21 protein-coding genes and 1 tRNA gene are annotated in these 21,356 nt (G+C 71.8%); 10 read left to right on the forward strand and 12 right to left on the reverse strand.

Features of this window, described 5'->3' with window-relative positions; translation table 11 throughout:
- Nucleotides 1-213: 213 nt before the first annotated feature.
- Nucleotides 214-348 (reverse strand): hypothetical protein, encoded by a 135-nt coding sequence (locus tag ACWC21_RS30530; RefSeq protein WP_450886437.1) that lies wholly within the window; start codon nt 346-348, stop codon nt 214-216.
- A gap of 204 nt (nt 349-552) precedes the next feature.
- On the opposite strand from ACWC21_RS30530, the gene ACWC21_RS30535 reads away from it, so the two are divergent.
- Nucleotides 553-1,998 carry a helix-turn-helix domain-containing protein gene (locus ACWC21_RS30535; protein WP_450886438.1) on the forward strand — a complete coding sequence of 482 codons (1,446 nt, stop codon included), beginning with the start codon at nt 553-555 and terminating at the stop codon, nt 1,996-1,998.
- A 112-nt stretch (nt 1,999-2,110) separates the two neighbouring features.
- On the opposite strand, the gene ACWC21_RS30540 is transcribed toward ACWC21_RS30535, so the two are convergent.
- The 7 genes from ACWC21_RS30540 to galU form a co-directional block, all read right to left on the reverse strand.
- Nucleotides 2,111-2,184, reverse strand: a tRNA-Ala gene (locus tag ACWC21_RS30540).
- A gap of 74 nt (nt 2,185-2,258) precedes the next feature.
- Entirely contained in the window at nt 2,259-3,455 is a 1,197-nt protein-coding gene (gene sepX, locus ACWC21_RS30545) for a divisome protein SepX/GlpR (RefSeq protein ID WP_450886439.1), read from the reverse strand.
- Between the two features lie 159 nt (nt 3,456-3,614).
- Nucleotides 3,615-4,217, reverse strand: coding sequence for a GNAT family N-acetyltransferase (locus ACWC21_RS30550; protein WP_450886441.1), 603 nt, complete (start codon nt 4,215-4,217; stop codon nt 3,615-3,617).
- A 20-nt stretch (nt 4,218-4,237) separates the two neighbouring features.
- Nucleotides 4,238-4,744 (reverse strand): MogA/MoaB family molybdenum cofactor biosynthesis protein, encoded by a 507-nt coding sequence (locus tag ACWC21_RS30555; RefSeq protein ID WP_450886443.1) that lies wholly within the window; start codon nt 4,742-4,744, stop codon nt 4,238-4,240.
- Entirely contained in the window at nt 4,741-5,253 is a 513-nt protein-coding gene (gene moaC, locus ACWC21_RS30560; protein WP_450886444.1) for a cyclic pyranopterin monophosphate synthase MoaC, read from the reverse strand. The genes ACWC21_RS30555 and moaC overlap by 4 nt, the downstream gene beginning before the upstream one ends.
- A 64-nt stretch (nt 5,254-5,317) precedes the next feature.
- Nucleotides 5,318-6,640, reverse strand: a complete 1,323-nt coding sequence (gene glp / locus ACWC21_RS30565; protein WP_450886446.1) for a molybdotransferase-like divisome protein Glp — start codon at nt 6,638-6,640, stop codon at nt 5,318-5,320.
- Nucleotides 6,637-7,548 carry a UTP--glucose-1-phosphate uridylyltransferase GalU gene (galU, locus tag ACWC21_RS30570; RefSeq protein ID WP_450886448.1) on the reverse strand — a complete coding sequence of 304 codons (912 nt, stop codon included), beginning with the start codon at nt 7,546-7,548 and terminating at the stop codon, nt 6,637-6,639. The genes glp and galU overlap by 4 nt, the downstream gene beginning before the upstream one ends.
- A gap of 69 nt (nt 7,549-7,617) precedes the next feature.
- Here galU and ACWC21_RS30575 point away from each other — a divergent pair, with 69 nt between their 5' ends.
- Nucleotides 7,618-8,265, forward strand: a complete 648-nt coding sequence (locus ACWC21_RS30575; RefSeq protein WP_450886450.1) for a 5-formyltetrahydrofolate cyclo-ligase — start codon at nt 7,618-7,620, stop codon at nt 8,263-8,265.
- A gap of 58 nt (nt 8,266-8,323) precedes the next feature.
- Here ACWC21_RS30575 and ACWC21_RS30580 read toward each other — a convergent pair whose 3' ends face one another.
- The gene (locus tag ACWC21_RS30580; protein WP_450886452.1) at nt 8,324-11,131 is read right to left on the reverse strand and encodes a penicillin acylase family protein; all 2,808 of its coding nucleotides are present in this window, start codon (nt 11,129-11,131) and stop codon (nt 8,324-8,326) included.
- Between the two features lie 239 nt (nt 11,132-11,370).
- On the opposite strand from ACWC21_RS30580, the gene ACWC21_RS30585 reads away from it, so the two are divergent.
- The 6 genes from ACWC21_RS30585 (at nt 11,371) to mscL (ending at nt 17,067) form a co-directional block, all read left to right on the forward strand.
- Complete coding sequence (locus ACWC21_RS30585; RefSeq protein WP_450886540.1) at nt 11,371-12,873, forward strand: potassium/proton antiporter; 1,503 nt, start codon at nt 11,371-11,373, stop codon at nt 12,871-12,873.
- Between the two features lie 253 nt (nt 12,874-13,126).
- Nucleotides 13,127-14,422: an MFS transporter gene (locus tag ACWC21_RS30590; RefSeq protein ID WP_450886454.1), complete on the forward strand. Its 1,296-nt coding sequence runs from the start codon at nt 13,127-13,129 to the stop codon at nt 14,420-14,422.
- A 67-nt stretch (nt 14,423-14,489) separates the two neighbouring features.
- Nucleotides 14,490-14,825 (forward strand): FmdB family zinc ribbon protein, encoded by a 336-nt coding sequence (locus tag ACWC21_RS30595; protein WP_450886456.1) that lies wholly within the window; start codon nt 14,490-14,492, stop codon nt 14,823-14,825.
- A gap of 75 nt (nt 14,826-14,900) precedes the next feature.
- A complete protein-coding gene (locus ACWC21_RS30600) occupies nt 14,901-15,734 on the forward strand; it encodes an S-methyl-5'-thioadenosine phosphorylase (RefSeq protein WP_450886458.1) in 834 nt (277 codons plus the stop codon).
- A gap of 178 nt (nt 15,735-15,912) precedes the next feature.
- A complete protein-coding gene (locus ACWC21_RS30605) occupies nt 15,913-16,506 on the forward strand; it encodes a hypothetical protein (RefSeq protein WP_450886460.1) in 594 nt (197 codons plus the stop codon).
- Nucleotides 16,507-16,608: 102 nt separating this feature from the next.
- Nucleotides 16,609-17,067, forward strand: a complete 459-nt coding sequence (gene mscL, locus ACWC21_RS30610; RefSeq protein WP_450886462.1) for a large conductance mechanosensitive channel protein MscL — start codon at nt 16,609-16,611, stop codon at nt 17,065-17,067.
- A gap of 160 nt (nt 17,068-17,227) precedes the next feature.
- Here mscL and ACWC21_RS30615 read toward each other — a convergent pair whose 3' ends face one another.
- Nucleotides 17,228-17,398: a hypothetical protein gene (locus tag ACWC21_RS30615; protein ID WP_450886463.1), complete on the reverse strand. Its 171-nt coding sequence runs from the start codon at nt 17,396-17,398 to the stop codon at nt 17,228-17,230.
- A 50-nt stretch (nt 17,399-17,448) separates the two neighbouring features.
- Here ACWC21_RS30615 and ACWC21_RS30620 point away from each other — a divergent pair, with 50 nt between their 5' ends.
- Entirely contained in the window at nt 17,449-18,477 is a 1,029-nt protein-coding gene (locus tag ACWC21_RS30620; RefSeq protein ID WP_450886465.1) for a P1 family peptidase, read from the forward strand.
- 176 nt (nt 18,478-18,653) lie between these two features.
- On the opposite strand, the gene ACWC21_RS30625 is transcribed toward ACWC21_RS30620, so the two are convergent.
- Nucleotides 18,654-19,886 (reverse strand): RNA-guided endonuclease InsQ/TnpB family protein, encoded by a 1,233-nt coding sequence (locus tag ACWC21_RS30625; protein ID WP_450886467.1) that lies wholly within the window; start codon nt 19,884-19,886, stop codon nt 18,654-18,656.
- A 365-nt stretch (nt 19,887-20,251) separates the two neighbouring features.
- Here ACWC21_RS30625 and ACWC21_RS30630 point away from each other — a divergent pair, with 365 nt between their 5' ends.
- Complete coding sequence (locus ACWC21_RS30630; protein WP_450886468.1) at nt 20,252-20,998, forward strand: DUF6227 family protein; 747 nt, start codon at nt 20,252-20,254, stop codon at nt 20,996-20,998.
- 24 nt (nt 20,999-21,022) lie between these two features.
- Here ACWC21_RS30630 and ACWC21_RS30635 read toward each other — a convergent pair whose 3' ends face one another.
- Complete coding sequence (locus ACWC21_RS30635; RefSeq protein WP_450886470.1) at nt 21,023-21,274, reverse strand: hypothetical protein; 252 nt, start codon at nt 21,272-21,274, stop codon at nt 21,023-21,025.
- Nucleotides 21,275-21,356: the final 82 nt, after the last annotated feature.

Consider the following 21,356-nt stretch of genomic DNA (forward strand, 5'->3'; position numbering starts at 1 on the left):
GGTGGTGCGGGTCTTGCTGTTCATGTGTGGGTTCCCCGTTTCCGAAGTGTGTGGTGATGCGTCGGTGGGCCGCCCTCCCGACCCCCGTGGCGGGAGGGCGGCCCTGGTCGTGCGGTCGGTGGAGCGTTGGTCGGTGGAGCTTGCGCTGGAAGGCGACCTCGAGGTCAGGGTCCGCCTTCTCGGTCCGTGCCGCGGAGGACTCGATGTCCCGCTTCAGCCGCGAGAACCGGCCGCGAGGAAACCGGGTGCCTTCGTGGCGGCGTCCGCCGGTGCGGCGAGCGCGGTGCCGAAGGCGGGACCTGCGGCGGTGAGTGCGATGAGCGCGCCTGCTCGGGTGCGCTTGGGCATGGCTGTCCCCCGTGAACGAGTGCGTGGGTGTCGAATGCCGCGGCGACGCCGGTTGGTCGGTCCGGCCCTGGTCGGTGCGACACCAAGAGCATCGGCCGTCATGGGAGCCCGGCGCAACGCTCGGCGCCCGTTCGGCGGCGGTGGAACCATCCCAGCCCTGCTGACGTGCAGATATACGAGTGCCTGGGATGCGGGAGTCGGTGGATGACGGGGGAACGCGTGTCGGTTCGGGGCGACGTCGAGCAGTTCGCGGAGCTGCTGAGGCGGTTGAAGGACCGTACGGACCGGAGCTACGGCTCCCTGGCCCGGCGCGTGGGCATGAACACCTCGACGCTCCACCGTTACTGCGCGGGGGAGGCCGTGCCCCAGGACTTCGCCCCCGTGGAACGGCTGGCCGCCTTCTGCGAGGCGACACCGGAGGAACGACTCGAACTGCACCGGCGGTGGCTGCTCGCGGTGGCGGAGCGGCAGCGGGTGCGTACGGGGGCCGCGGCGGCTGAGCAGCCAGTGGACGAAACGACCGCCGCCGCCGAGCAGCCAGTGGACGAAACGACCGCCGCCGCCGAGCAGCCGGGGGACGAAACGGCCGCCACCGCCGAGCAGCCGACGGTCGAAGCGCCCACCACCGCCGCCGAGCACGCCGACGCACGGCAGGGCGCGGGAGAGCCCGCGCCCTCCCCCACCCCGGCCTCCAGCCCCTGGTACCGCCGCCGGCGAGTCCTGGTGTCCACCGCTGCCGCCTGCGCGCTGCTCGCGACCGCGGTCGGCCTGTCGGCCCGGTCGGACCGGTCGGCCGACCATCGCTCCTCGGCCGCGTCCGGCGCGCACGTCTCCTCCGGCCCGCGGACGACCGCTCTCCCGACGCCCCGTCACTCGGCAAAGCCGAAACCGTCCGCGAGTCCCTCCCCCACCCACGACCGGAGCTCGTCCTTACCGCGCCCGGAGAACGGCAAGAAGAAGGCCGCCGGCCCGCCGGCCGCGAGCCCGCACCACACCACCGCTGGAAAGCCGGCCACCGGCCTGCCCGTCACCTGGAGCGCCGACTCCCAGGTGTGGGAGCTGGGCTGCGGCCACGACTACGTCATCGACAAGCCGCCCGCGCAGGTGCCCCCGCCCCCGGTGCAGCAGGACGCCGCGGTGTGGGCGGCGACGCAGGGGGCGGTGCACGGGCGGCAGACGATGGTGCAGATCTCGGTACAGGGCCGGTCGTCCACGGCGGTCGTCCTGGAGGCGCTCCGGGTCCGCGTCGTCAGCCGCGGCAACCCGGCCGCCGGCAACGCGTACGCCATGGACCAGGGCTGCGGGGGCGAACTCACGCCCCGCAGCTTCACCGTTGACCTCGACGCCGGCCGGCCCATCGCCCGCCCGAAGGACGGCGCCGACAGCGAGCACACCATCCCGGCCGTGCACTTCCCGTACCGCGTCTCCGTCGAGCACCCCGAGGTGCTGCTGGTCGACGCGACGACCCAGGCCTACGACGTGCGCTGGTACCTCGAGCTCGACTGGTCCTCCCGGGGCCGCACCGGCACGCTCCGCGTCGACGACCACGGCCGCCCGTTCCGCACCACCGGCATCAAGGGAATGCCGCGCTACTGGTACGGCACGGACGACGCCGGCGAGCGCCAGTGGGTCCCCACTGCGGCCAGGTAGTGCTCCGGCGGGCCGACCGCCCGCCGGCCCCACCGGCCGACGTTGCGCGCACGCCGCCTCACGGCACGTCAAAGCCCCGGTCGGGAGATCCCGACCGGGGCTTTGAGATGCGTGGACCTGAGGGGATTTGAACCCCTGGCCCCCTCGATGCGAACGAGGTGCGCTACCGGACTGCGCCACAGGCCCTTGCAACGAGTGAAACTCTAGCATCCCCGTCGGGGTGCTTGGAAATCCGTTCCCTGACTGGTCAGGGCCGGGCTTCACTCGTTGGCAGCGCGCGGTCGGTCGCCGTCCTCGTACTGGTCGAAGAGCGGGGTGCGCCCGCGCTCGCGGGCCCGGCGGGCGGAGGCGGCGCGGCGGGCGTCGGTGCGCCCGTCGTCGGCCGGCCTGTCCTCGGCGGTGGCCTCCGGTTCGCCGGGCTCCGGGTCGCGCGCGGCGGCCTGCGCCTCGTGCTCCGGGGTCACCGGACCGGACCGCGCGGAGCTCCAGGTGTCGGGCGCCGTCAGGTCCACGTCGGAGGTGGCCCGGGGCGCGACCGGCGCGGTCACATAGGTCGGCAGCGGCACCGGCACCGGGTCCCAGCTGTCCCCGTGCCCGGGCCGGCGGCGACGCTCGCGCTGCTGGTCCACCCACTCGGCGTGGTCGGTCTGCTCGACGAGGGCGCGGCGGTCGGCGGCGAGCGCGGACTCCCCGGGGTCGGTCTCCGGCTCGGGCCCCTCGTCCGGTTCGGCGGTGCCCGTACCCGCTTCCAGGGGCGAGCGGCGGCGGGGCTGGCGCTCGCGCAGCCGCTGCGCCGCGGCCTCGGCCTGCCGTCGGTCCATCTGGTAGGCGAAGCGACGGCGTTCCTGGGCGCGCAGGTAGACGATGTACGCGCTGAGCATGGCGGCGGGCACGGCGGGGGCCCACAGGAACGCGAGTCCGCCGACGGCGGCGACGACCGCGCCGAGCGTGAAGGCCAGGAAGAGCATCACGGTGGTACGCCGACGGCGCGCGAGTACTTTCGTCCGGCGAGCGCGCGCCGCGGCCGCCTCCTGGGAGGGTGCGCGCCGTGCGGCCGGCACCCGCTTGGGCGTGGACGCGGGTTCCGCGGTGGACTCGGGTGCGGGCGCGCCCTTCCGGTCGCGCGCGGGTTCCGCGCGTTCCGGGGTCTCCGGTCCGGTCTCCGGCCGCGCCTCCCGGCGGGTCGGAGGCACGGCGAAGGCCCGGACGTCCACCGAGTCGGTGACGGCGTCCGGTGCGTCGACGTCCCGCTCCCCCTCCTGGGCGGAGCGGGCCCGCAGGTCCCTGGCGTACCGACGCTCCATCCCCGCCCGTCCGGACAGCAGCCGGATGGCAGTGCTGAAGCGTTCCGTCGGACGGGCCTCATTCAGCTCGTCCTGCCTACGGAGCCACATGGGCACCAAGTAGGCGGCCCAGGCCCCGACAATGACTGCGTAGATGAGGCCGCTGCTGCTCACGCTCACACGGTAGAGGGGTTTGCATGAGGCCATCTGCCAATTCGGCCGGTGTGTCGCACGATCTGGCTGATATTTCCAGCTTTTTTTGCGCCCGTTGGGATCAACTGATCAATTTCGAACGACTATTCGATTAATTGGGCGGTCCTACCGCGGTCCACTTCAATTGGGGGCGTTCTGCGAGCGTGCGCGCCGCCAGCGCGCGAGCAGCCCCTCGGGCACCTCTTCCGCGGTGAGCGCGAAGACCAGGTGGTCCCGCCAGGCCCCGTCGATGTGGAGATAACGGGGTCTGAGGCCCTCCTCGCGGAATCCGAGTTTCTCCACGACCCGTCGGCTGGGCCCGTTCTCGGGGCGAATGCAGACCTCGATACGGTGCAGTCCGACCGTGCGGAAACAGTGGTCGACGACGAGCGCCACGGCCGTCGGCATCACCCCGCGGCCGGCCACCGCCTCGTCCACCCAGTAGCCCACGTGGCCCGAGCACATCGAGCCCCAGGTGATCCCGGCCACCGTCAACTGGCCGACCAGACGCCCCTGGTACTCGATGACGAACGGCAGCATCCGGCCGGCGTTCGCCTCCGCCCTGAGGTGCCGGACCATCTGCCGGTAGGTCGGCCGGTGGGCGACCGGGCCGGTGGGCGTGGGCGGCGGAATCGTCGCCTCCCAGGGGCGCAGCCACTCCCGGTTGCGCCGGTTCACCTCGCGCCACGCCCGCTGGTCGCGCAGCCTTATCGGCCTGAGGACGATGTCACCGTCCGTCAGCACGGCGGGCCAGGATGGACTGTTCAGCTCGCACCCCCACTGCCGGCACCGGGTCTGGCGTGGTCGCCGCCGCGGATCTGGTCGACGGCGTGCGCCAGGAGGGGCTCCAGGACGGCCAGTCCGTCCTTCACCCCGCCCGTGGACCCCGGCAGGTTGACGATCAGCGTGCTGCCCGCCACTCCCGCCAGGCCCCGCGACAGCGCCGCCGTCGGCACCTTGTCCCGGCCGAACGCCCGGATGGCCTCCGCGATGCCCGGCACCTCGTAGTCGATCACCCGGCGTGTCGCCTCGGGCGTGCGGTCGGTGGGCGAGACGCCGGTGCCGCCGGTGGTCACGACGACCTCGTACCCCGTCTCCACCGCGGCGCGCAGGGCCGCCTCGACCGGATCGCCGTCCGGGACGACCCGCGGCCCGTCGACGTCGAACCCGAACCGCTTCAGGCCGTCGGCGACCAGCGGGCCGCCCCTGTCCTCGTAGACCCCGGCGGCAGCCCGGTTGGAGGCCGTGACCACGAGAGCCCGGTACGTCATGCCCGGCTCCAGTCGCCCGACTTGCCGCCCGTCTTCTCCTCCACCCGTACGTCCGTGATGACCGCTCCCTTGTCGACCGCCTTGACCATGTCGATCACGGTGAGCGCGGCGACCGACACGGCGGTGAGGGCCTCCATCTCGACGCCCGTGCGGTCCGTGGTCTTCACGGTGGCCCGGATCTCCACGGCGTCGTCCGCGACCGACAAGTCCAGTTTCACACCCGACACCGACAGCGGATGGCACAACGGGATCAGGTCCGGGGTGCGCTTGGCCCCCATGATCCCCGCGATCCGCGCGGTGGCGAGGGCGTCACCCTTGGGCACTCCTTCGCCGCGCAACAGTTCGACCACGCGCGCGGAGACGAGGACGCGCCCGCTGGCGCGGGCGGTGCGCGCGGTCACGGCCTTGTCCGACACGTCGACCATGCGGGCGGCGCCCGCGTCGTCGATGTGCGTCAGTCGGTCCTGCTCAGAGGGTCCGGGGGTCTCCCCCCGGGAAGGCACAGTCATGGTGGGTGCGGCGCTTTCGGTCCGGGCCTGTTGTGCGCGACACGGTACCGTGGGCCGGCACCGCTCAGCCGAGCAGGACCACCTCGACCTCGGCGCCGGGCTCGACGCTCTCCATGTCCTCGGGTACGACGATCAGCGCGTCCGCCTGGGCCAGGGCCGCGATCAGATGGGAGCCGGCACCGCCCACGGGTGTCACCTCGCCGTCGGCGTACGCCCCGCGCAGGAACTGGCGGCGCCCCTTCGGCGAGCTCAGCGCCTCCCCGGCCCTCAGCACCGCCCTGGTCGTGGGCCGGTGTACGTCCTCCAGCCCCATCAGGGTGCGGATGGCGGGGCGGACGAACAGCTCGAACGACACGTACGACGACACCGGGTTGCCGGGCAGGGCCAGCAGCGGCGTGTGGTCGGGGCCGATGGAGCCGAAGCCCTGGGGCTTGCCGGGCTGCATGGCGAGCTTGCGGAACTCCACCCCGCTGCCCGGCTCCTCCGCGTCGCCGACGTGCGCCAGCGCCTCCTTGACCACGTCGTAGGCCCCGACGCTGACCCCGCCCGTGGTGACCATCAGATCGGCGCGGACGAGCTGGTCCTCGATGGTGGTCCGGAGGGTCTCCGCGTCGTCGACCACGGCGCCCACCCGGTAGGCGATGGCGCCCGCGTCCCGGGCGGCCGCGGTGAGGGCGAAGCTGTTGGAGTCGTAGATCTGGCCGCTGCCCAGCGCCTCGCCGGGCTGGACGAGTTCGCTGCCGGTGGACAGCACCACCACGCGCGGGCGGGGGCGTACCCGCACCGTGCCGCGGCCGATCGCGGCGAGCAGGGCGATCTGCGGCGGGCCGAGGACCGTGCCGGCCTCCAGGGCGCGGTCGCCGGCCTTCACGTCGCTGCCCTGCGCGCGCACGTGCGCGCGTGCCTCGGCCGGGCGGTACACGCGCACGTGCCCGCGGGCGCCCTCGGGGGCCAGGCTGCGGGCGCGCATCCCGCCGACCGGGCCCTCGCCGAGCCCGCCGTCGGTCCACTCGACGGGGACGACGGTCTCGGCGCCGGGCGGCAGCGGGGCGCCGGTCATGATGCGGGCGGCCTGTCCCGGGCCGACGGGGGTCAGCTCGGCGGCGCCGGCCGCGACGTCCCCGACGACCTCCAGGACGGCCGGGAAATCCTCGGCCGCGCCCGCCACGTCCGCGACCCGCACCGCGTACCCGTCCATGGAGCTGTTGTCGAACGGCGGCAGCGAGACCGGCACCGTGACGTCGTCGACCAGGACACAGCCCTGTGCGTCCAGCAGTTGCAGCTCGATGGGTTCCAGAGGACGGACGGTGGCGAGGACGTCCTCCAGGTGCTCGTCCACCGACCACAGGCGGTCGGGGGCGGCGGGTCGGGTCGCGGGGCTGCTCAACTCTGCTGCATCTCCTCGGCTACGAAACTGCGAAGCCAGGTCCGGAAGTCCGGGCCCAGGTCTTCACGTTCGCACGCGAGCCTGACAATGGCACGCAGATAGTCGCCGCGGTCGCCGGTGTCGTAGCGGCGGCCCTTGAAGACGACGCCGTGCACGGGGCCGCCGGCCTTCTCGTCGTCGGCCATCTGCTGGAGCGCGTCGGTCAGCTGGATCTCGCCGCCGCGGCCGGGCTCGGTCTTGCGCAGGATGTCGAAGACGTGCGGGTCGAGGACGTACCGGCCGATGACCGCGTAGTTGGACGGGGCGTCCACCGCGTCCGGCTTCTCCACCAGGCCGGTCACCTTCACCACGTCGCCGTCCTCGGTGGCCTCGACGGCCGCGCAGCCGTAGAGGTGGATCTGCTCGGGCGCGACCTCCATCAGCGCGATCACGCTGCCGCCGTTCTGCTCCTGCACCTCGATCATGCGCTGCAGGAGCGGGTCGCGGGGGTCGATCAGGTCGTCGCCGAGCAGGACGGCGAAGGGCTCGTGCCCGACGTGCGGGGCGGCGCACAGGACCGCGTGGCCGAGGCCCCTGGGGTCGCCCTGGCGCACGTAGTGCATGGTCGCGAGGTCGCTGGACGCCTGGACCTTGGCGAGCCGGCCTGCGTCGCCCTTCTTCTGCAGAGCCGATTCCAGCTCGTAGTTGCGGTCGAAGTGGTCCTCCAGGGGACGCTTGTTGCGTCCGGTGATCATGAGGACGTCGTCGAGCCCCGCCGACACCGCCTCCTCGACCACATACTGGATCGCCGGCTTGTCCACGACCGGCAGCATCTCCTTGGGAGTGGCTTTGGTGGCCGGCAGGAACCGGGTACCGAGGCCTGCTGCGGGGATGACAGCCTTGCTGATCCTGGGGTGCGACTGAGTCATGCCCGAACCCTATCCGGTGCCTTTGTGGGAAAACTGTGGCTCCGGCCGGTTGGCTCTCATATGAGCGCAATGAGAAAGGCGCGTATACCACTTGTGGAAGACGCAGGACGTCAGTCCGAGGCTGACAAGCGAACGTTGCGGCGAGAGATCCTCACGGTGAGAAGCAGGTTGACGCCCGATGACGTGCGGGAGGCCGCCGACGCGCTGGCCGGGCACGCGCTGGAGCTGACGGAACTGGCGCACGCGCGCGTGGTGGCCGCGTACGTCTCCGTGGGCGGCGAACCCGGCACCCTCGCCCTGCTGGACGCGCTGCGGGCGCGGGGTGTGCGGGTGCTGCTGCCCGTGCTGCTTCCGGACAACGATCTCGACTGGGGCGTGTACCGCGGGCCCGACTCCCTCGCGGGCGTCCGGCACGGTGGGCGGATGACGCTCCTGGAGCCCGCCGGGGAACGCCTCGGCCCCGACGCGGTGACGGCCGTCGACGCCGTCCTGCTGCCCGGGCTGGCCGTGGACGCGCGCGGGATGCGACTGGGCCGCGGCGGAGGGTCGTACGACCGCGTCCTGGAACGGCTGGAACGCTCGGGCGCGGACCCCGCGCTGGTGGTGCTGCTGTACGACCGGGAGGTCGTCGAGCGCGTCCCGGAGGAGCCGCACGACCGGCCGGTGCACGCGGCGGTGACACCGTCGGGGGTGCGGCGCTTCGGGCGAGCCGCATGAGGGACGGCCCTCCACGCGCGCGTGGAGGGCCGTTCCGGTGTCCGCGCCGATCCGCTGCTCAGGGCTTCAGCACGAGCGTGTCGCTCGTGCTGCCGTCGACCGCCTTGCCGGAGAACGACCAGGGCAGCAGCTCGCCCTTGACCCACTTTTCGGTCTGGTCGGTGTAGTGGGCGCTGAAGGCGTGTCCCGAGGCGCCGGTGAGGTTGATCCACTTCGACTTGTCGAGGTCGGCGAGGTTGACCACCATCCGCATCGACGGCACCCACACCACGCCGTAACCGCCGGCCGCGTTCCAGCCGCTCGCGTCGACCGTCGCCTCGCCGCCGCTGAGCTTCCACGGGCCGCGGTTGAGGACGTACTTCAGGATGCCGGGGCCGTCGGTGCCCAGGGTCTGGTTCTTCAGGAACAGGCGGTGCAGCCTGCCCCAGCTCCAGCTGTCGATGTCCTTGCCGAGCTTGGCGGTCAGCTCCCAGCGCGCGTCGCTCATGGCGTACTCGAACAGCTTGTCCCGGTTGGTCGCCCCCTCGCGGGTGCCCGACTTCGGCGTCTTCCACCAGTCGCTGTCCGGCTTGTTGATGAGCTTGCGCACGACCTCGAACCAGCGGTCGCCGCCGTCCGGCTGCCCCTGGTCGGCGGCGCGCTCGCCGCACTCGCGCACCTTGGTCTCGTCGTCCACCGGTCCGGTCGAGTCGGCCTTGTCCACCCACAGGCACTGGCCCTCGGGCCGCAGCTCCTTGGGCAGCTTGTTGCCGAAGGCCAGTTTGAGGATGTTGCGCCAGACCGCGTTGAAGTACGCGGCCGCCGCGGAGTCGGCGTCCTGGGTGTAGTCCCAGCCCTCGAGGAGCTTCTGCGCCTCCCGGACGTCGCTGTCCTTGAGGTTGATCTTCAGCAGGTGGGGCACCAGCAGCCTGGCGATCTCGCTGCTGTCGTCCATCTGCATCTGGCGCATGTCGTCGGTCGAGATCTTGCCGCCGCCCTTGATCTTCGACTCGATCAGATCGGTGATCCGCTGGCTGCGGGTGCCGTAGCCCCAGTCCGTGGTGAGCGTGTAGGGGTACTTGTCCTGGTCGACGACGGCCTGGTTGGCGGTGACGATGTAGCCGCGCTTCGGGTCGTACTCGTAGGGCAGCTCGTCCGGCTTGATGTAACCGGTCCACCGGTACTTGGAGTTCCAGCCCGGCGCCGGGATGGAACCGTCGTCGCCCTGCGCGCGCGTGGGGATCTTGCCGGGCAGCGTGTAGCCGATGTTGTCCTTGGTGTCGGCGTAGACCAGGTTCTGCGAGGGGACGTCGAACAGCTTGGCCGCCGAACGGAAGTCACTCCAGTTCGACGCCTTGTCCAGGGCGAAGACGGCGTCCATGGAGGTGCCCGCCTGGAGGGCGGTCCACTTCAGGGCGATGCCGTAGCCGTCACCGCGGTCGGGCGCGGCGGTGTCGACGGTGGCCTTCTTGCCGACCTGGACGAGTTCGTCGTCGCGGTCCGACAGCAGGGGCATGCCGTCCTCGGTCTGACGGACGACGATCTTCTTCGACGAACCGCCGGCGACCTTGATGGTCTCCTCGCGGGTCGTGAAGGGCCGGACCTTGCCGTCGTACAGGTAGCCGTCGCCGCTGAGCTTCTCGAGGTAGAGGTCGGTGACGTCGACCCGGGAGTTGGTCATCCCCCACGCGATGTCGGCGTTGTGGCCGATTATCACGCCGGGCATGCCCGCGAAGGTGTAGCCGCTGACGTCGTACTGGCACTTGCTGGAGACGGTCCGGCAGTGCAGGCCCATCTGGTACCAGACGGAGGGCAGCGAGGGCGACAGGTGCGGGTCGTTGGCGAGCAGCGGCTTGCCGCTGATGGTGTGCTCCCCGCCGACCACCCAGGAGTTGGAGCCGATGCCCTGACCGTTCACGCCGACGGCCGTGGGGACGTCGTCGAGCACGCGGTACAGGCCCTCCAGCTGGCTCGTGACGGCCGAACCGGACGAGGTACCGGACGACGCGGAGCCGGCGGTCCCGGTGGTGCCGCTCGTACCCGTGCCGCTCGCACCCGTGCCGGTCGTACCCGTGCCGGTCGTACCCGTCGTGCCGCCGCCCTGCTCGAACGTCTTGGAGAGCTCGTTGTACTGGCCCTCCTGGACGATCGCCCTGTTGCGCTTGTACGGATAGTCCGGGTACAGGTCGGCGATCTGCTGGGGGCCGAGGCGGCTGGTCATCAGGGCGCGGTCGATCTCGTCCTGCATGTTGCCGCGCAGGTCCCAGGCCATCGCCTTGAGCCAGGAGATCGAGTCGACCGGGGTCCACTGCTGCGGCTTGTAGTCGTTGGTGAAGCCCAGGGCCGCGTACTCCAGGGAGATGTCCTTGGCGTCCTTGCCCTGGAGGTAGGCGTTGACCCCCTTGGCGTAGGCCTGGAGGTACTTCTTCGTGGCGGGCGACAGCTTGGTGTCGTACTCCTGCTTGGCGACGCGGTCCCAGCCCATGGTGCGCAGGAACTCGTCGTTCTTGACCTGGCCCTTGCCGAACATCTCCGACAGCCGGCCGGAGGTCATGTGGCGGCGCACGTCCATCTCGTAGAACCGGTCCTGCGCCTGGACGAAGCCCTGCGCCATGAACAGGTCCTCGTCGGACGAGGCGTAGATCTGCGGGATGCCGTAGCCGTCCCGCTTCACGTCGACGGGCCCGGAGAGGCCGTCGAGCGTGATGGATCCCTTGGTCTGCGGGAAGGAGGCGCGCACGGTGCTGATGGACCAGTAGGCGCCGTAGGCGATGCCTCCGATGATGGCCAACACCAGAACGAGCACGATAAGACGGGCTTTGCGCCCCTTCTTCCTGCCGGACTTGCCGGGCTTGTCACCCGATGAGGCGGTGGTATTGGGGGGCATCGCTGTCCTTGCTGTCCTAACGCGAGCGGCAGGCGGTACTGGAGTGCTGGAGCAACCATAGGCGCAGGGCCCGATGCCTCTTGACGCGGTGTCGACTCCAACTACGGACGGACGTTCGATCTTGCCTTGTGAACCGTCAAGAAATCGTCAAGAATTAGGTAAGCTAACGAAGTAACCGCGGAAGTCGACCGGAAAACTGGCCGGGAACCCGCCTTCCGGGCCCAAGGGAGGAACCGCCACTGTCCGTCCACCACCTCGACCAGCTCCTGCTCGTCTGCTCAGTCGTCCTGCTCGTCGCCGTCGCGGCGGTCCGGATCTCCTCGCGCAGCGGGCTCCCCAGCCTGCTCGTGTACCTGGCGATCGGCGTCCTCATGGGCCAGGACGGCATCGGGGACATCCACTTCAACAACGCCCAGCTGACCCAGGTCATGGGCTACGCGGCCCTCGTGGTGATCCTGGCCGAAGGCGGTCTGGGCACGAAGTGGAAGGAGATCAGACCGGCCCTGCCGGCCGCCGCCACCCTGGCGCTGGCGGGGGTCGCGGTGAGCGTCGGCGTCACGGCGGCGGGCGCGCACTACCTGGTCGGACTGGAGTGGCGACAGGCGCTCATCATCGGGGCGATCGTGTCCTCCACGGACGCGGCCGCGGTCTTCTCGGTGCTGCGGCGGATCCCCCTGCCCGCGCGCGTGACGGGCACGCTGGAGGCGGAGTCGGGCTTCAACGACGCCCCGGTGGTCATCCTGGTCGTCGCCTTCTCCACGGCGGGCCCGGTCGAGCACTGGTACGTGCTGGTGGGCGAGATCGCCCTGGAACTGGCCATCGGAGCGGCCATCGGCCTCACGGTGGGATGGCTCGGCGCCTGGGCCCTCAGGCACGTGGCACTGCCCGCCTCCGGCCTCTACCCGATCGCCGTGATGGCCATCGCCGTCACCGCGTACGCGGCAGGCGCCCTGGCCCACGGCAGCGGCTTCCTCGCCGTCTACCTGGCGTCCATGATCCTGGGCAACGCCAAACTGCCGCACTGGCCGGCCACCCGCGGCTTCGCCGAGGGGCTCGGCTGGATCGCCCAGATCGGCATGTTCGTCCTGCTCGGCCTGCTGGTCACCCCGCACGAGCTGGGCGACGACATCGTGCCCGCGCTCGTCATCGGCCTGGTGCTCACCATGGTGGCGCGTCCGCTGAGCGTGGTGCTCAGCCTGTCGCCGTTCCGGGTGGCCTGGCCGGAGCAGGCCCTGATGTCCTGGGCCGGACTGCGCGGCGCGGTGCCCATCATCCTGGCGACGATCCCCATGGTGAACGGCGTCGACGGCAGCCGCCGCATCTTCAACATCGTCTTCGTGCTGGTGGTCGTCTACACCCTCGTCCAGGGTCCGACGCTGCCCTGGCTGGCGAACGCGCTGCGGCTTGGCGACGGCGCCGAGGCCGCCGACCTCGGCATCGAGTCGGCACCCCTCGAACGGCTGCGCGGCCACCTGCTGTCGGTCTCGGTCCCCGAGGGCTCCCGGATGCACGGTGTCGAGGTGCACGAGCTGCGCCTGCCGGCCGGGGCCGCCGTCACCCTCGTCGTCCGCGAGGGAAAATCGTTTGTCCCGCTGCCCACCACGGTGCTGCGGCACGGGGACGAACTGCTCGTGGTCGCCACCGACCCGGTCCGGGACGCGGCGGAACGGCGCCTGCGCGCGGTCGCGAGGGGCGGCAAGCTCGCCGGGTGGCTGGGGATGAACGGCGCGAATCCCAGGTGAGATCGGCCGTGGTGCTCTTCTTCACAGCCTCGCCCGGCTTGATCCCTGTAAGATGAAGACTGTATACAACGAAGGCTGTATGCAACCTTGATCGAACCAACTCTGCCTGATGCAGAGCTGGCGCGACCGTATGGCGGCCGGGACACCTGATCACAGGTGCCGGCATCTACCGCAGTTCCGCGCAAGAGGACAGCTCTCGGCGCCCCCGACGGGATGAGGGGTCGCGCTACCAGGCGGCAGAAAGGCACGGGCCGTGGAGTCCACGGTCACCACCGAGCCGTCGAGCACCTCGCCGGCCTCCTCCCGCCCCGGATACGGGCAACTGCTGCGCACCCGCGGCGCATGGACGTTCCTGCTCCCCGGCTTCGCGGCACGCCAGCCGTTCGCGATGCTCACCCTCTCCATCGTGCTCCTGGTGCAGCACACCACCGGCTCGTACGGGGCGGCGGGCGCCGCCGCGGCCGCCACCGGCGTGTCCATGGCGTTGTTCGCGCCCTACGGCGGCCGCCTCGCCGACCGCCACGGCCAGCGCGCGGTGCTGGTCCCCGGTGTCCTCGTGCACACCCTGGCGGCCCTGGCCCTGACCGCGCTCGCCCTGGCCCACGCACCTTTGTGGGCACTGTTCGCCGCGGCCGTTCCGACCGGCGCCTCGGTACCGCAGATCGGTCCGATGGTGCGCGCCCGCTGGGCGGTGAAGCTGCAGGACTCGCCCCTGATGTCCACCGCGGCGGCCTTCGAGTCCGTCACGGACGAGCTGACCTTCGTCGTCGGCCCGCTGCTGGCGACCGCCCTGTGCACCGCCGTGACCCCGGCGGCGGGCCTGGTCACGGAGGCTGCGCTCACGCTGGTCGGCGGTCTGCTGTTCGCCGCGCGGAAGAGCACCCAGCCCGCGGTGGGCGCGGACGCCGGTCACGCGCGCGTGAAGCACGTCTCCGCACTGCGCGTCCCCGGGGTGCGCGTCCTGGTCGTGACGTTCCTCGGCATCGGGACCGTCTTCGGCGGCATGCAGGTCGGGCTCGCCGCGTTCACCGAGTCGATCGGCGAGCCCGGCCTGAACGGCGTCCTCTACGGCACCTTCGCCGCGGGCAACATGCTCTCCGGACTCGCCTGCGGTGCCATCGCCTGGAAGACCGCCCCGCAGCACCGCCTGGTCATCGGCTACGCCGCGCTCGCGCTGACCGCCTCCGCCCTGTGGACGGCCCACTCGGTGCTCCTCCTCGCCGGGCTCGGCCTGCTGGTCGGCATGTGCATCGCACCCGCCCTGATCACCGGCTACACCCTGGTCGAGGGCCTGGTCCCGGTGGCGGCCCGCACCGAGGCCTTCACCTGGCTGACCGGCGCCGTGGCGCTCGGCCAGGCGGCCGCCGTCACCGTCGCCGGGCAGCTGGAGGACCGCCTGTGGGACGGCGCCGGTTTCCTGGTGCCGGCGGCCGGCACCGCGCTGGCCCTGGCGACCCTGGTGACGCTGCGGTCGCTGCTGGCCGTCCGGCCCGCCAACCGGACGGTCGCACGTGGCGTGGGTCACCGAGCGCCGGTCACGGTGGACTGATCCCCCGGAATACGTCACTATGGATCGTCGTTAGCACTCATCGAGTGAGAGTGCCAGGAGGAAGACAGTGCCGACCTACCAGTACCAGTGCACCGAGTGCGGCGAGGGCCTCGAGGCGGTGCAGAAGTTCACCGACGACGCCCTGACCGAGTGCCCCAGCTGCGGTGGCCGCCTGAAGAAGGTGTTCTCCGCGGTCGGCATCGTCTTCAAGGGCTCCGGCTTCTACCGCAACGACAGCCGCGGCTCCTCGTCGAGCAGCAGTACGGCGTCGAAGTCGTCGGGTTCGTCGACCGCTTCCGGCTCGTCGTCCTCGACGTCCTCCTCGGGCTCTTCGTCCTCGTCGGCGTCGTCGTCCGGCTCGGGCTCTTCGGCCTCGAGTTCCGCCGGCAGCTCGGCCGCCTGACCTTTCTCTTACGGGACCCTGCCGTCATGGACGGCAGGGTCTTCGGCGTCCGCCGGTGCGACTAATGTGCTGCGCATGGCGAACGCAGAGATCGGTGTAATCGGCGGCTCCGGCTTCTACTCGTTCCTCGACGACGTGACCGAGGTCCAGGTGGACACCCCCTACGGGGCGCCCAGCGACTCCCTCTTCCTCGGTGAGGTCGCCGGCCGGCGCATCGCTTTCCTGCCCCGGCACGGCCGCGGGCACCACCTGCCGCCGCACCGCATCAACTACCGGGCCAACCTCTGGGCGCTGCGGTCCGTCGGTGTCCGCCAGGTCCTCGGTCCGTGCGCGGTGGGCGGGCTGCGCCCCGAGTACGGGCCCGGCACACTGCTGGTCCCGGATCAGCTGGTGGACCGCACGAAGTCCCGGGTGAACAGCTACTTCGACGGGCTGCCGCTGCCGGACGGCACCATTCCGAACGTGGTGCACGTGTCGCTGGCCGACCCCTACTGCCCCACCGGGCGGTCCGCCGCGCTGAAGGCGGCCCGTGGCCGCGACTGGGAGCCCGTGGACGGCGGCACGCTGGTCGTGGTCGAGGGCCCGCGCTTCTCGACCCGGGCGGAATCGCTGTGGCACCGGGCGCAGGGCTGGTCCGTGGTCGGCATGACCGGCCACCCCGAGGCCGCGCTCGCCCGTGAGCTCGAGCTCTGCTACACCTCGCTGACCCTGGTCACCGACCTGGACGCGGGCGCGGAGACCGGCGAGGGCGTCTCGCACGAGGAGGTGCTGCGGGTGTTCGCGGCCAACGTGGACCGGATGCGCGGCGTGCTGTTCGACGCGGTGGCGGCGCTGCCCGACACCGCGGGACGGATCTGCCCCTGTGTGAACGCGCTGGGCGGGATGGATCCGGGGTTCGCGCTGCCGTAGTGCCGTGGCGGCGAGAGGGCGGGGCGACGTGGTGCCGCGGTAGCGGAAGTACGCGTTCGGGTGGCGGGGTTGTCCACAACCCGCCGGTCGTCCACCGGCTCCGGCGAGCTTCGGCTCGAGGCCTCATCGTGGCATCGCAGGCCGTTTCCTCGTCTCCTCGCCACAGGTGGTGGTCCCCGTGCAGGCGTCCCCCTCGCCGTCCCCTCCCTCCTCGCCCTCCCGGCCCTCCCCTCCTTCCTGGGCCCTTCCCTTTCCGGCCCCGCCCGGCACCGACGCCCCCGCCACGTCGGAGGTGCCGCACTTCGCACCGGTGCGGGTGCGCGGCGGGAGGTACCAGCTGCAGCGGCTGGTACGGCAGCGCAGGCGGGCACTGGCGGCCGGTCTCGCCGTGACCGCTGCCGCGCTGGTGGCGGCGGGACCGCGCACCGCGCCGGAGCCGGACCGCGCCGGGCGGGCCCGTGGGCACCCGGTGGCGGCTCCGGTACCGCGGCGCCCCGCGGACGGCGTGGTGACGGCGCCGGTCCGGATCGCGGACGCGGCCACCGTGCGGCTGCTGCGGCCCGGTGACCGGGTCGACGTCATCGCCGCCGAGGACCCCGCCGCGGGCGGTGACGCCCGGGTGGTCGCGCGCGGGGCCCGGGTGACGAGAGTGCCGCAGGCCCTGGACGGTGCCGGCAACGGGGCGCTGGTGGTACTCGCGGTTCCGCGGCGCACCGCGGCACGGCTGGTCGGCGCGAGCGCGACGGCACGGCTGGCGGTGACGCTGTGCTGAGCCGCTCACCGGGGCCACCGCGGTGGACAGGGGCACGGGGGCGTGCCGTAGGTTGCGGAGCGTTTTGTTCCACACCCCGTGCATGCGAAGAGAGGCCCCTAGGTGATCGAGAAGAACGAACCGAGCGTCTGGCAGGGTTTCAAGACGTTCCTGATGCGCGGCAACGTCGTCGATCTGGCAGTCGCGGTGGTCATCGGCGCCGCCTTCACGAACATCGTCAACTCGGTGGTGAAGGGGATAATCAACCCGCTGGTCGGAGCGGTCGGCACGCAGAACCTGGACAACTACAGCTCGTGCCTGAGCTCGTCGTGCAAGGGCACGCACGGCATCCGGCTGATGTGGGGATCCGTCCTCGGTGCCACCTTGAGCTTCGTGATCACCGGTGCGGTGGTGTACTTCCTGATGGTCCTGCCGATGTCCCGGTACCTGGCCCGGGTGGAAGCCCGCAGGAAGGCGCGGGAGGGCACGACGGAGGTCGTGCAGCTGACCGAGCTGGACGTGCTCAAGGAGATCCGCGACGAACTGGTCGCCCAGCGGGCCTTGGACCGCGGCGAGCGGTAGCGGCGGCCCGCGGCAGTGGGACGGCGGCCCGCGGCAGTCGGACGGCGGCCCGCGCAAGCGGTGGGGCGGCGGCCCGCGGCAGTCGGACGGCGGCCCGCGCAAGCGGTGGGGCGGCGGCCCGCGGCAGTCGGACGGCGGCCCGCGCAAGCGGTGGGGCGGTTCAGAGGTGGTGGGGCGGCTTCTCGTCGAGGAAGCGCCTGAGGTCTCCGGCACCGTCCGTCTCCGACCGCTCCCCCCATCCGCGGTCGGTGTCGTCCGAGGACTGCTGTTCCAGCGGGTCGTCGAAGACCAGCCGGGGCTTCGGCTCACGGGGATCGGGGGCGCTGCTCATACCTCCAGGGTAAGGGCCCCCGGTTCCCGGGCCGGGCCAGACTGGCCCGTATGACAGTTGACGCATTGACGGACGTCACAGGGCTCCGGGTGGGGCACGCGACCAGGACCGGCGACGGCCGGCTCACCGGCACCACGGTCGTGCTGGCGCCGGAGGGCGGGGCGGTGGCCGCCGTGGACGTGCGCGGTGGCGGCCCCGGCACCAAGGAGACCGACGCCCTCGACCCCCGCAACATGGTGCAGAAGGTCGAGGCGGTGGTGCTGACCGGCGGCAGCGCGTACGGACTCGACGCAGCGGCCGGCGTGATGTCCTGGCTCGAGGAGCGCGGACGCGGGGTGCGGGTCGGGCCGGATCCGGCGCATGTGGTGCCGGTGGTGCCCGCCGCCTGCGTCTTCGACCTCGGTCGGGGCGGGGACTTCCGCGCCCGGCCGGACGCGGCCACGGGGCGGGCGGCGGTCGAGGCCGCCGCGGCGAGCGCGCCCGGGGCTCCGGTACCCCAGGGGTGCGTGGGTGCCGGCACGGGCGCCGTCGTCGGCGCGCTCAAGGGCGGGATCGGCACCGCGAGCACGGTCCTCGGCTCGGGAGTCACGGTGGCCGCACTGGTGGTGGTCAACGCCGTCGGGTCGGCGGTGGATCCGGAAACGGGGGTGCTGTACGGGGAGTTCTTCCAGGGGCGGGTGGAGTACCCGGAGGCGCACGTCCACGAGGCCGCGCGCCGGCGCATCGCCGAGTCCGCCGCGCGCAACGCGCTGCCGCCGCTCAACACCACGCTCGCGGTGGTCGCCACCGACGCGGACCTGTCGAAGGCGCAGGCACAGAAGCTGGCCGGCACGGCCCACGACGGCATCGCCCGCGCCGTCCGTCCGGTCCATCTCCTCAATGACGGCGACACCGTGTTCGCCCTGGCGACGGGGGCCCGCCCGCTCCCCGCCGAGGACCCGCTCGCGCTCAACCCGCTCCTGGCGGTCTGCCCGGACCTGGTCACCCGGGCCATCGCCCGCGCCGTACGCGCCGCCGAGCCGGTGTCCGGACCGGGCGGGGCCTGGCCGTCGTACGAGGAGCTCTACGGCGCCCGGTGAAACCCCGTTCCGCGGCTCCAGGTCCGCGAGCGGCTGCGATTGTCCTGGTTCTGTCAGGTAGTGGACTTCAGCGGGAACGGGCGGAACCCCCCAATCAGCCCTTCAGGTTCACCGGCTGCATGGAGTGGACCGCGGGAATTGACTGCTCCCCTCCCTGAAGGGAGGGGATTCCTGGCTCAGGCTGCCTCCTGGAGCGGCGCTCTAGGAGGTCTTGTGCCCTCGACACCAGCCGGGGCCAGACCAGCCCGGACGAGCATCACCTGCGCGGAGTTCTTGTCCCGGCAGGACACCGCTTGGCAGGTGGTGCAGGTGTAGGTGCGTTCCGACAGCGGCAGTGCGTGCTTGGTTCTCGCTCCGCACCGTGCGCAGTCCATGGTGGTGTACGCGGGATGCACCAGCCGTACGTCCCGGCCGTGCTTGCGGCCCATCTCCAGCAGCGCCTTCTTGGTGGCGCCGATCGCGGCGTCGGCGGCCTTGCGGGCCATGCTCGTCTTGGCGAGGAACTTCGGGCGGAAGTCCTCCACCGCGATCGCGTCGTGGTCGCGCACCACCTTCTTCGCCCACTTGCGGCCCGCATCCTGCCGCTGCCGGGCGATCTTGGCGTAGGTCTTCGCCCGCCACCGCCTCGCCTCCCGGTACCCCTTCGAGGCAGCCTGCCCCTTCTTCGGTTTGCGGCGGGCCATCATCCGGTCATACCGGGACAGTTTCTCCCTGGCCTTCCTGCCGTGTTCGGGGTGGGGCAGGTCGTGGGTGTCGGAGGTGGTGGTGGCGATCTGTTTGACGCCCCAGTCGACGCCGAGCACTCGGCCGGTGGCGGGCAAAGGCTGGGCCTCGGCGGGGACGACGAAGGAGGCGTACCAGTGCCCGAGGCTGTCCCGGTAGATCCGCACCGAGGACGGCTGGGCAGGCAGAGCGCGGGACCACACCACACTCACGACGATGCCGCCCGCCAGATGTAGCCGACCGTCCTTCAGGCGGAAGCCACGCCGGGTGTAGTTCAGCGTGCAATCCGCCTGGTGCTTCTTCTTGTACCTCGGCATCCCGGCCCGCCGCAGCAACGGCAACCGCTGCCTGATGTCCTTCACCGCCTTCGCGCGGGAGGCGCCGAAGTCGCGGATGAGCTGCTGCTGCACCACCGAGGACCCCGCCGCCAGCCACGGGATCACGGCGCGGGCGGCGGTCAGCATCCGGTCCAGCCGGGCCGGACCGCACTCCTCCCCCTCCTTATGGGCCTTCTTCGAGCGGGCCACGCACTCGTTCCACAGCCAGCGGCAGCGGTCCCACTCCGCCCCCAGCCCGGCGCGGGCCGTGGACGACACCCGCAGCCGGTAGGTGTACCGGGCATACCCGACCCCATCGCACTCCCTCACCCCCGCCGCACCCCCGTCCCGTCCGATCAGCCCGCTCATGCGGGACGACCGTACGCGCGACATCCGCACACCTGCGCCCCTCTCCGGTCACGATCACCCCAACCAGCGGCCCGAGGCACACACGTTCGCCTTCACCCGGCCCCGCCGGGCAAGCCGTACGGGCGTTCCGCGCCCGGGCAGGCCGGAAGCGGCGACACTCCCCGGCGTGAACGCCGGGCCTCCTCGCAGCAAATCAAGTGACGCCTGATCGGCGGTCTTTGACGAGAACCGGGGCCGTGCGGGAATTTCCCGCGCGGTCCGCGCGTTTTCCGGGCATACGTTTTCTCGGTTCCAGGACATGATGTCCGACCGAGGGGCTACGGTATGCACCCACAAGGTGACATGCAGCAACGCCGGGAGAAGCCTTGAGCGTTCCGTACGAGACGGCAGCGTACGAACCAGCCGAGTCGCCCGAGTCTCCAGAGGAGCACCTCGCGCGACTCCTCGGCCGTGCCCTGAACTCCTTCGAGCTGCCCGACGAGTGTCTGCGGCAGCTGGACTGCCCGCTGGCGCACGACAGTTCGCTGCACTCCGCCCACCACAGCGCCGGGCTGCACCGCGAGACGTACCGGCACAGCTGGCTGCTCGCCGACGGCTCCGCGGTCACCCTCTGGGAGCTGGTGCACAACACCACGCCCGGCAGCGAGCCGCAGCACGAGGTGTACGTGGACGAGGAGGAGCTGCGCGCCGCCACGTCCCGGCTGCCGCTGCCGCCGGACACGCCGGACTTCGAGCTGCCGGTCCTGACCCAGCTGTCACCGGTCCCCGAGCCGCGGCACCTGTACGCCCCCGACGACTCGGCGGACCACGCGCGCCGGCTGCTGCGCCGCGCGGAGAACGCGGACCGGCCGGGCGAGGAGACGGCGGCGCTGCTGTCGACGGCGTTCGCCCACCAGATCACCCAGGCCTTCGGACGCCCGAGCCGGACCGGCCGGGGCACGCCCAGCTTCTCGCTCTACGAGCACGCCTTCCTGCTGCACGACGGCAAGGAGCTTTCCCTCTGGGAGGTCGAGCACACGGCGACGCCGGACGGACGGCACATGTGCGAGGTGTACGCCTCGGAGGACGCGGCCCGCGACGCGATGGAGCGGCGGGCGGCCCAGCAGGCCTGAAGCCGGACCCTTCGCGCCCTTGCCCTACGGCCTGTGCAGTCGGCGTATCAGACCGGCGAAGGCGTCCTGCTCCGCCGGGGTCAGTTCCACGGACTCCCGCTCGGGGGCGTGCGGATGCCGCTCCGGGAGGACACCGGGCGACTGGGCGGAGCGCCGTGCGGCGGCCTCGTAGCGGCGGCGGCGCAGGACGCCCGTCACGACGGTCACCCAGGCGGCGGTCGCCAGGGCGAGGAGGGTCACCACCACCAGCTGGTGGATCGAGACGTGCGCAGGCATAGGCCCCAGTACACACCACGGTCCGGGACTTCTGTCCCGGACCGTGACGTATATCGCAGGTGCCGTGAAGGACGCACAGCGT

It is taken from the genome of Streptomyces sp. NPDC001348 (genome assembly GCF_053597535.1).

Bases quoted from the DNA above. Each gene is read 5' to 3' on its own strand.
- ACWC21_RS30535 (WP_450886438.1), top strand. From the start codon at position 553: ATGACGGGGGAACGCGTGTCGGTTCGGGGCGACGTCGAGCAGTTCGCG.
- ACWC21_RS30530 (WP_450886437.1), bottom strand. From the start codon at position 348: ATGCCCAAGCGCACCCGAGCAGGCGCGCTCATCGCACTCACCGCCGCA.
- ACWC21_RS30635 (WP_450886470.1), bottom strand. From the start codon at position 21,274: ATGCCTGCGCACGTCTCGATCCACCAGCTGGTGGTGGTGACCCTCCTC.
- ACWC21_RS30625 (WP_450886467.1), bottom strand. From the start codon at position 19,886: ATGAGCGGGCTGATCGGACGGGACGGGGGTGCGGCGGGGGTGAGGGAG.
- ACWC21_RS30580 (WP_450886452.1), bottom strand. From the start codon at position 11,131: ATGCCCCCCAATACCACCGCCTCATCGGGTGACAAGCCCGGCAAGTCC.
- moaC (WP_450886444.1), bottom strand. From the start codon at position 5,253: ATGACTGTGCCTTCCCGGGGGGAGACCCCCGGACCCTCTGAGCAGGAC.
- galU (WP_450886448.1), bottom strand. From the start codon at position 7,548: ATGACTCAGTCGCACCCCAGGATCAGCAAGGCTGTCATCCCCGCAGCA.
- ACWC21_RS30555 (WP_450886443.1), bottom strand. From the start codon at position 4,744: ATGACGTACCGGGCTCTCGTGGTCACGGCCTCCAACCGGGCTGCCGCC.
- ACWC21_RS30600 (WP_450886458.1), top strand. From the start codon at position 14,901: ATGGCGAACGCAGAGATCGGTGTAATCGGCGGCTCCGGCTTCTACTCG.
- ACWC21_RS30620 (WP_450886465.1), top strand. From the start codon at position 17,449: ATGACAGTTGACGCATTGACGGACGTCACAGGGCTCCGGGTGGGGCAC.
- ACWC21_RS30575 (WP_450886450.1), top strand. From the start codon at position 7,618: ATGAGAAAGGCGCGTATACCACTTGTGGAAGACGCAGGACGTCAGTCC.
- ACWC21_RS30615 (WP_450886463.1), bottom strand. From the start codon at position 17,398: ATGAGCAGCGCCCCCGATCCCCGTGAGCCGAAGCCCCGGCTGGTCTTC.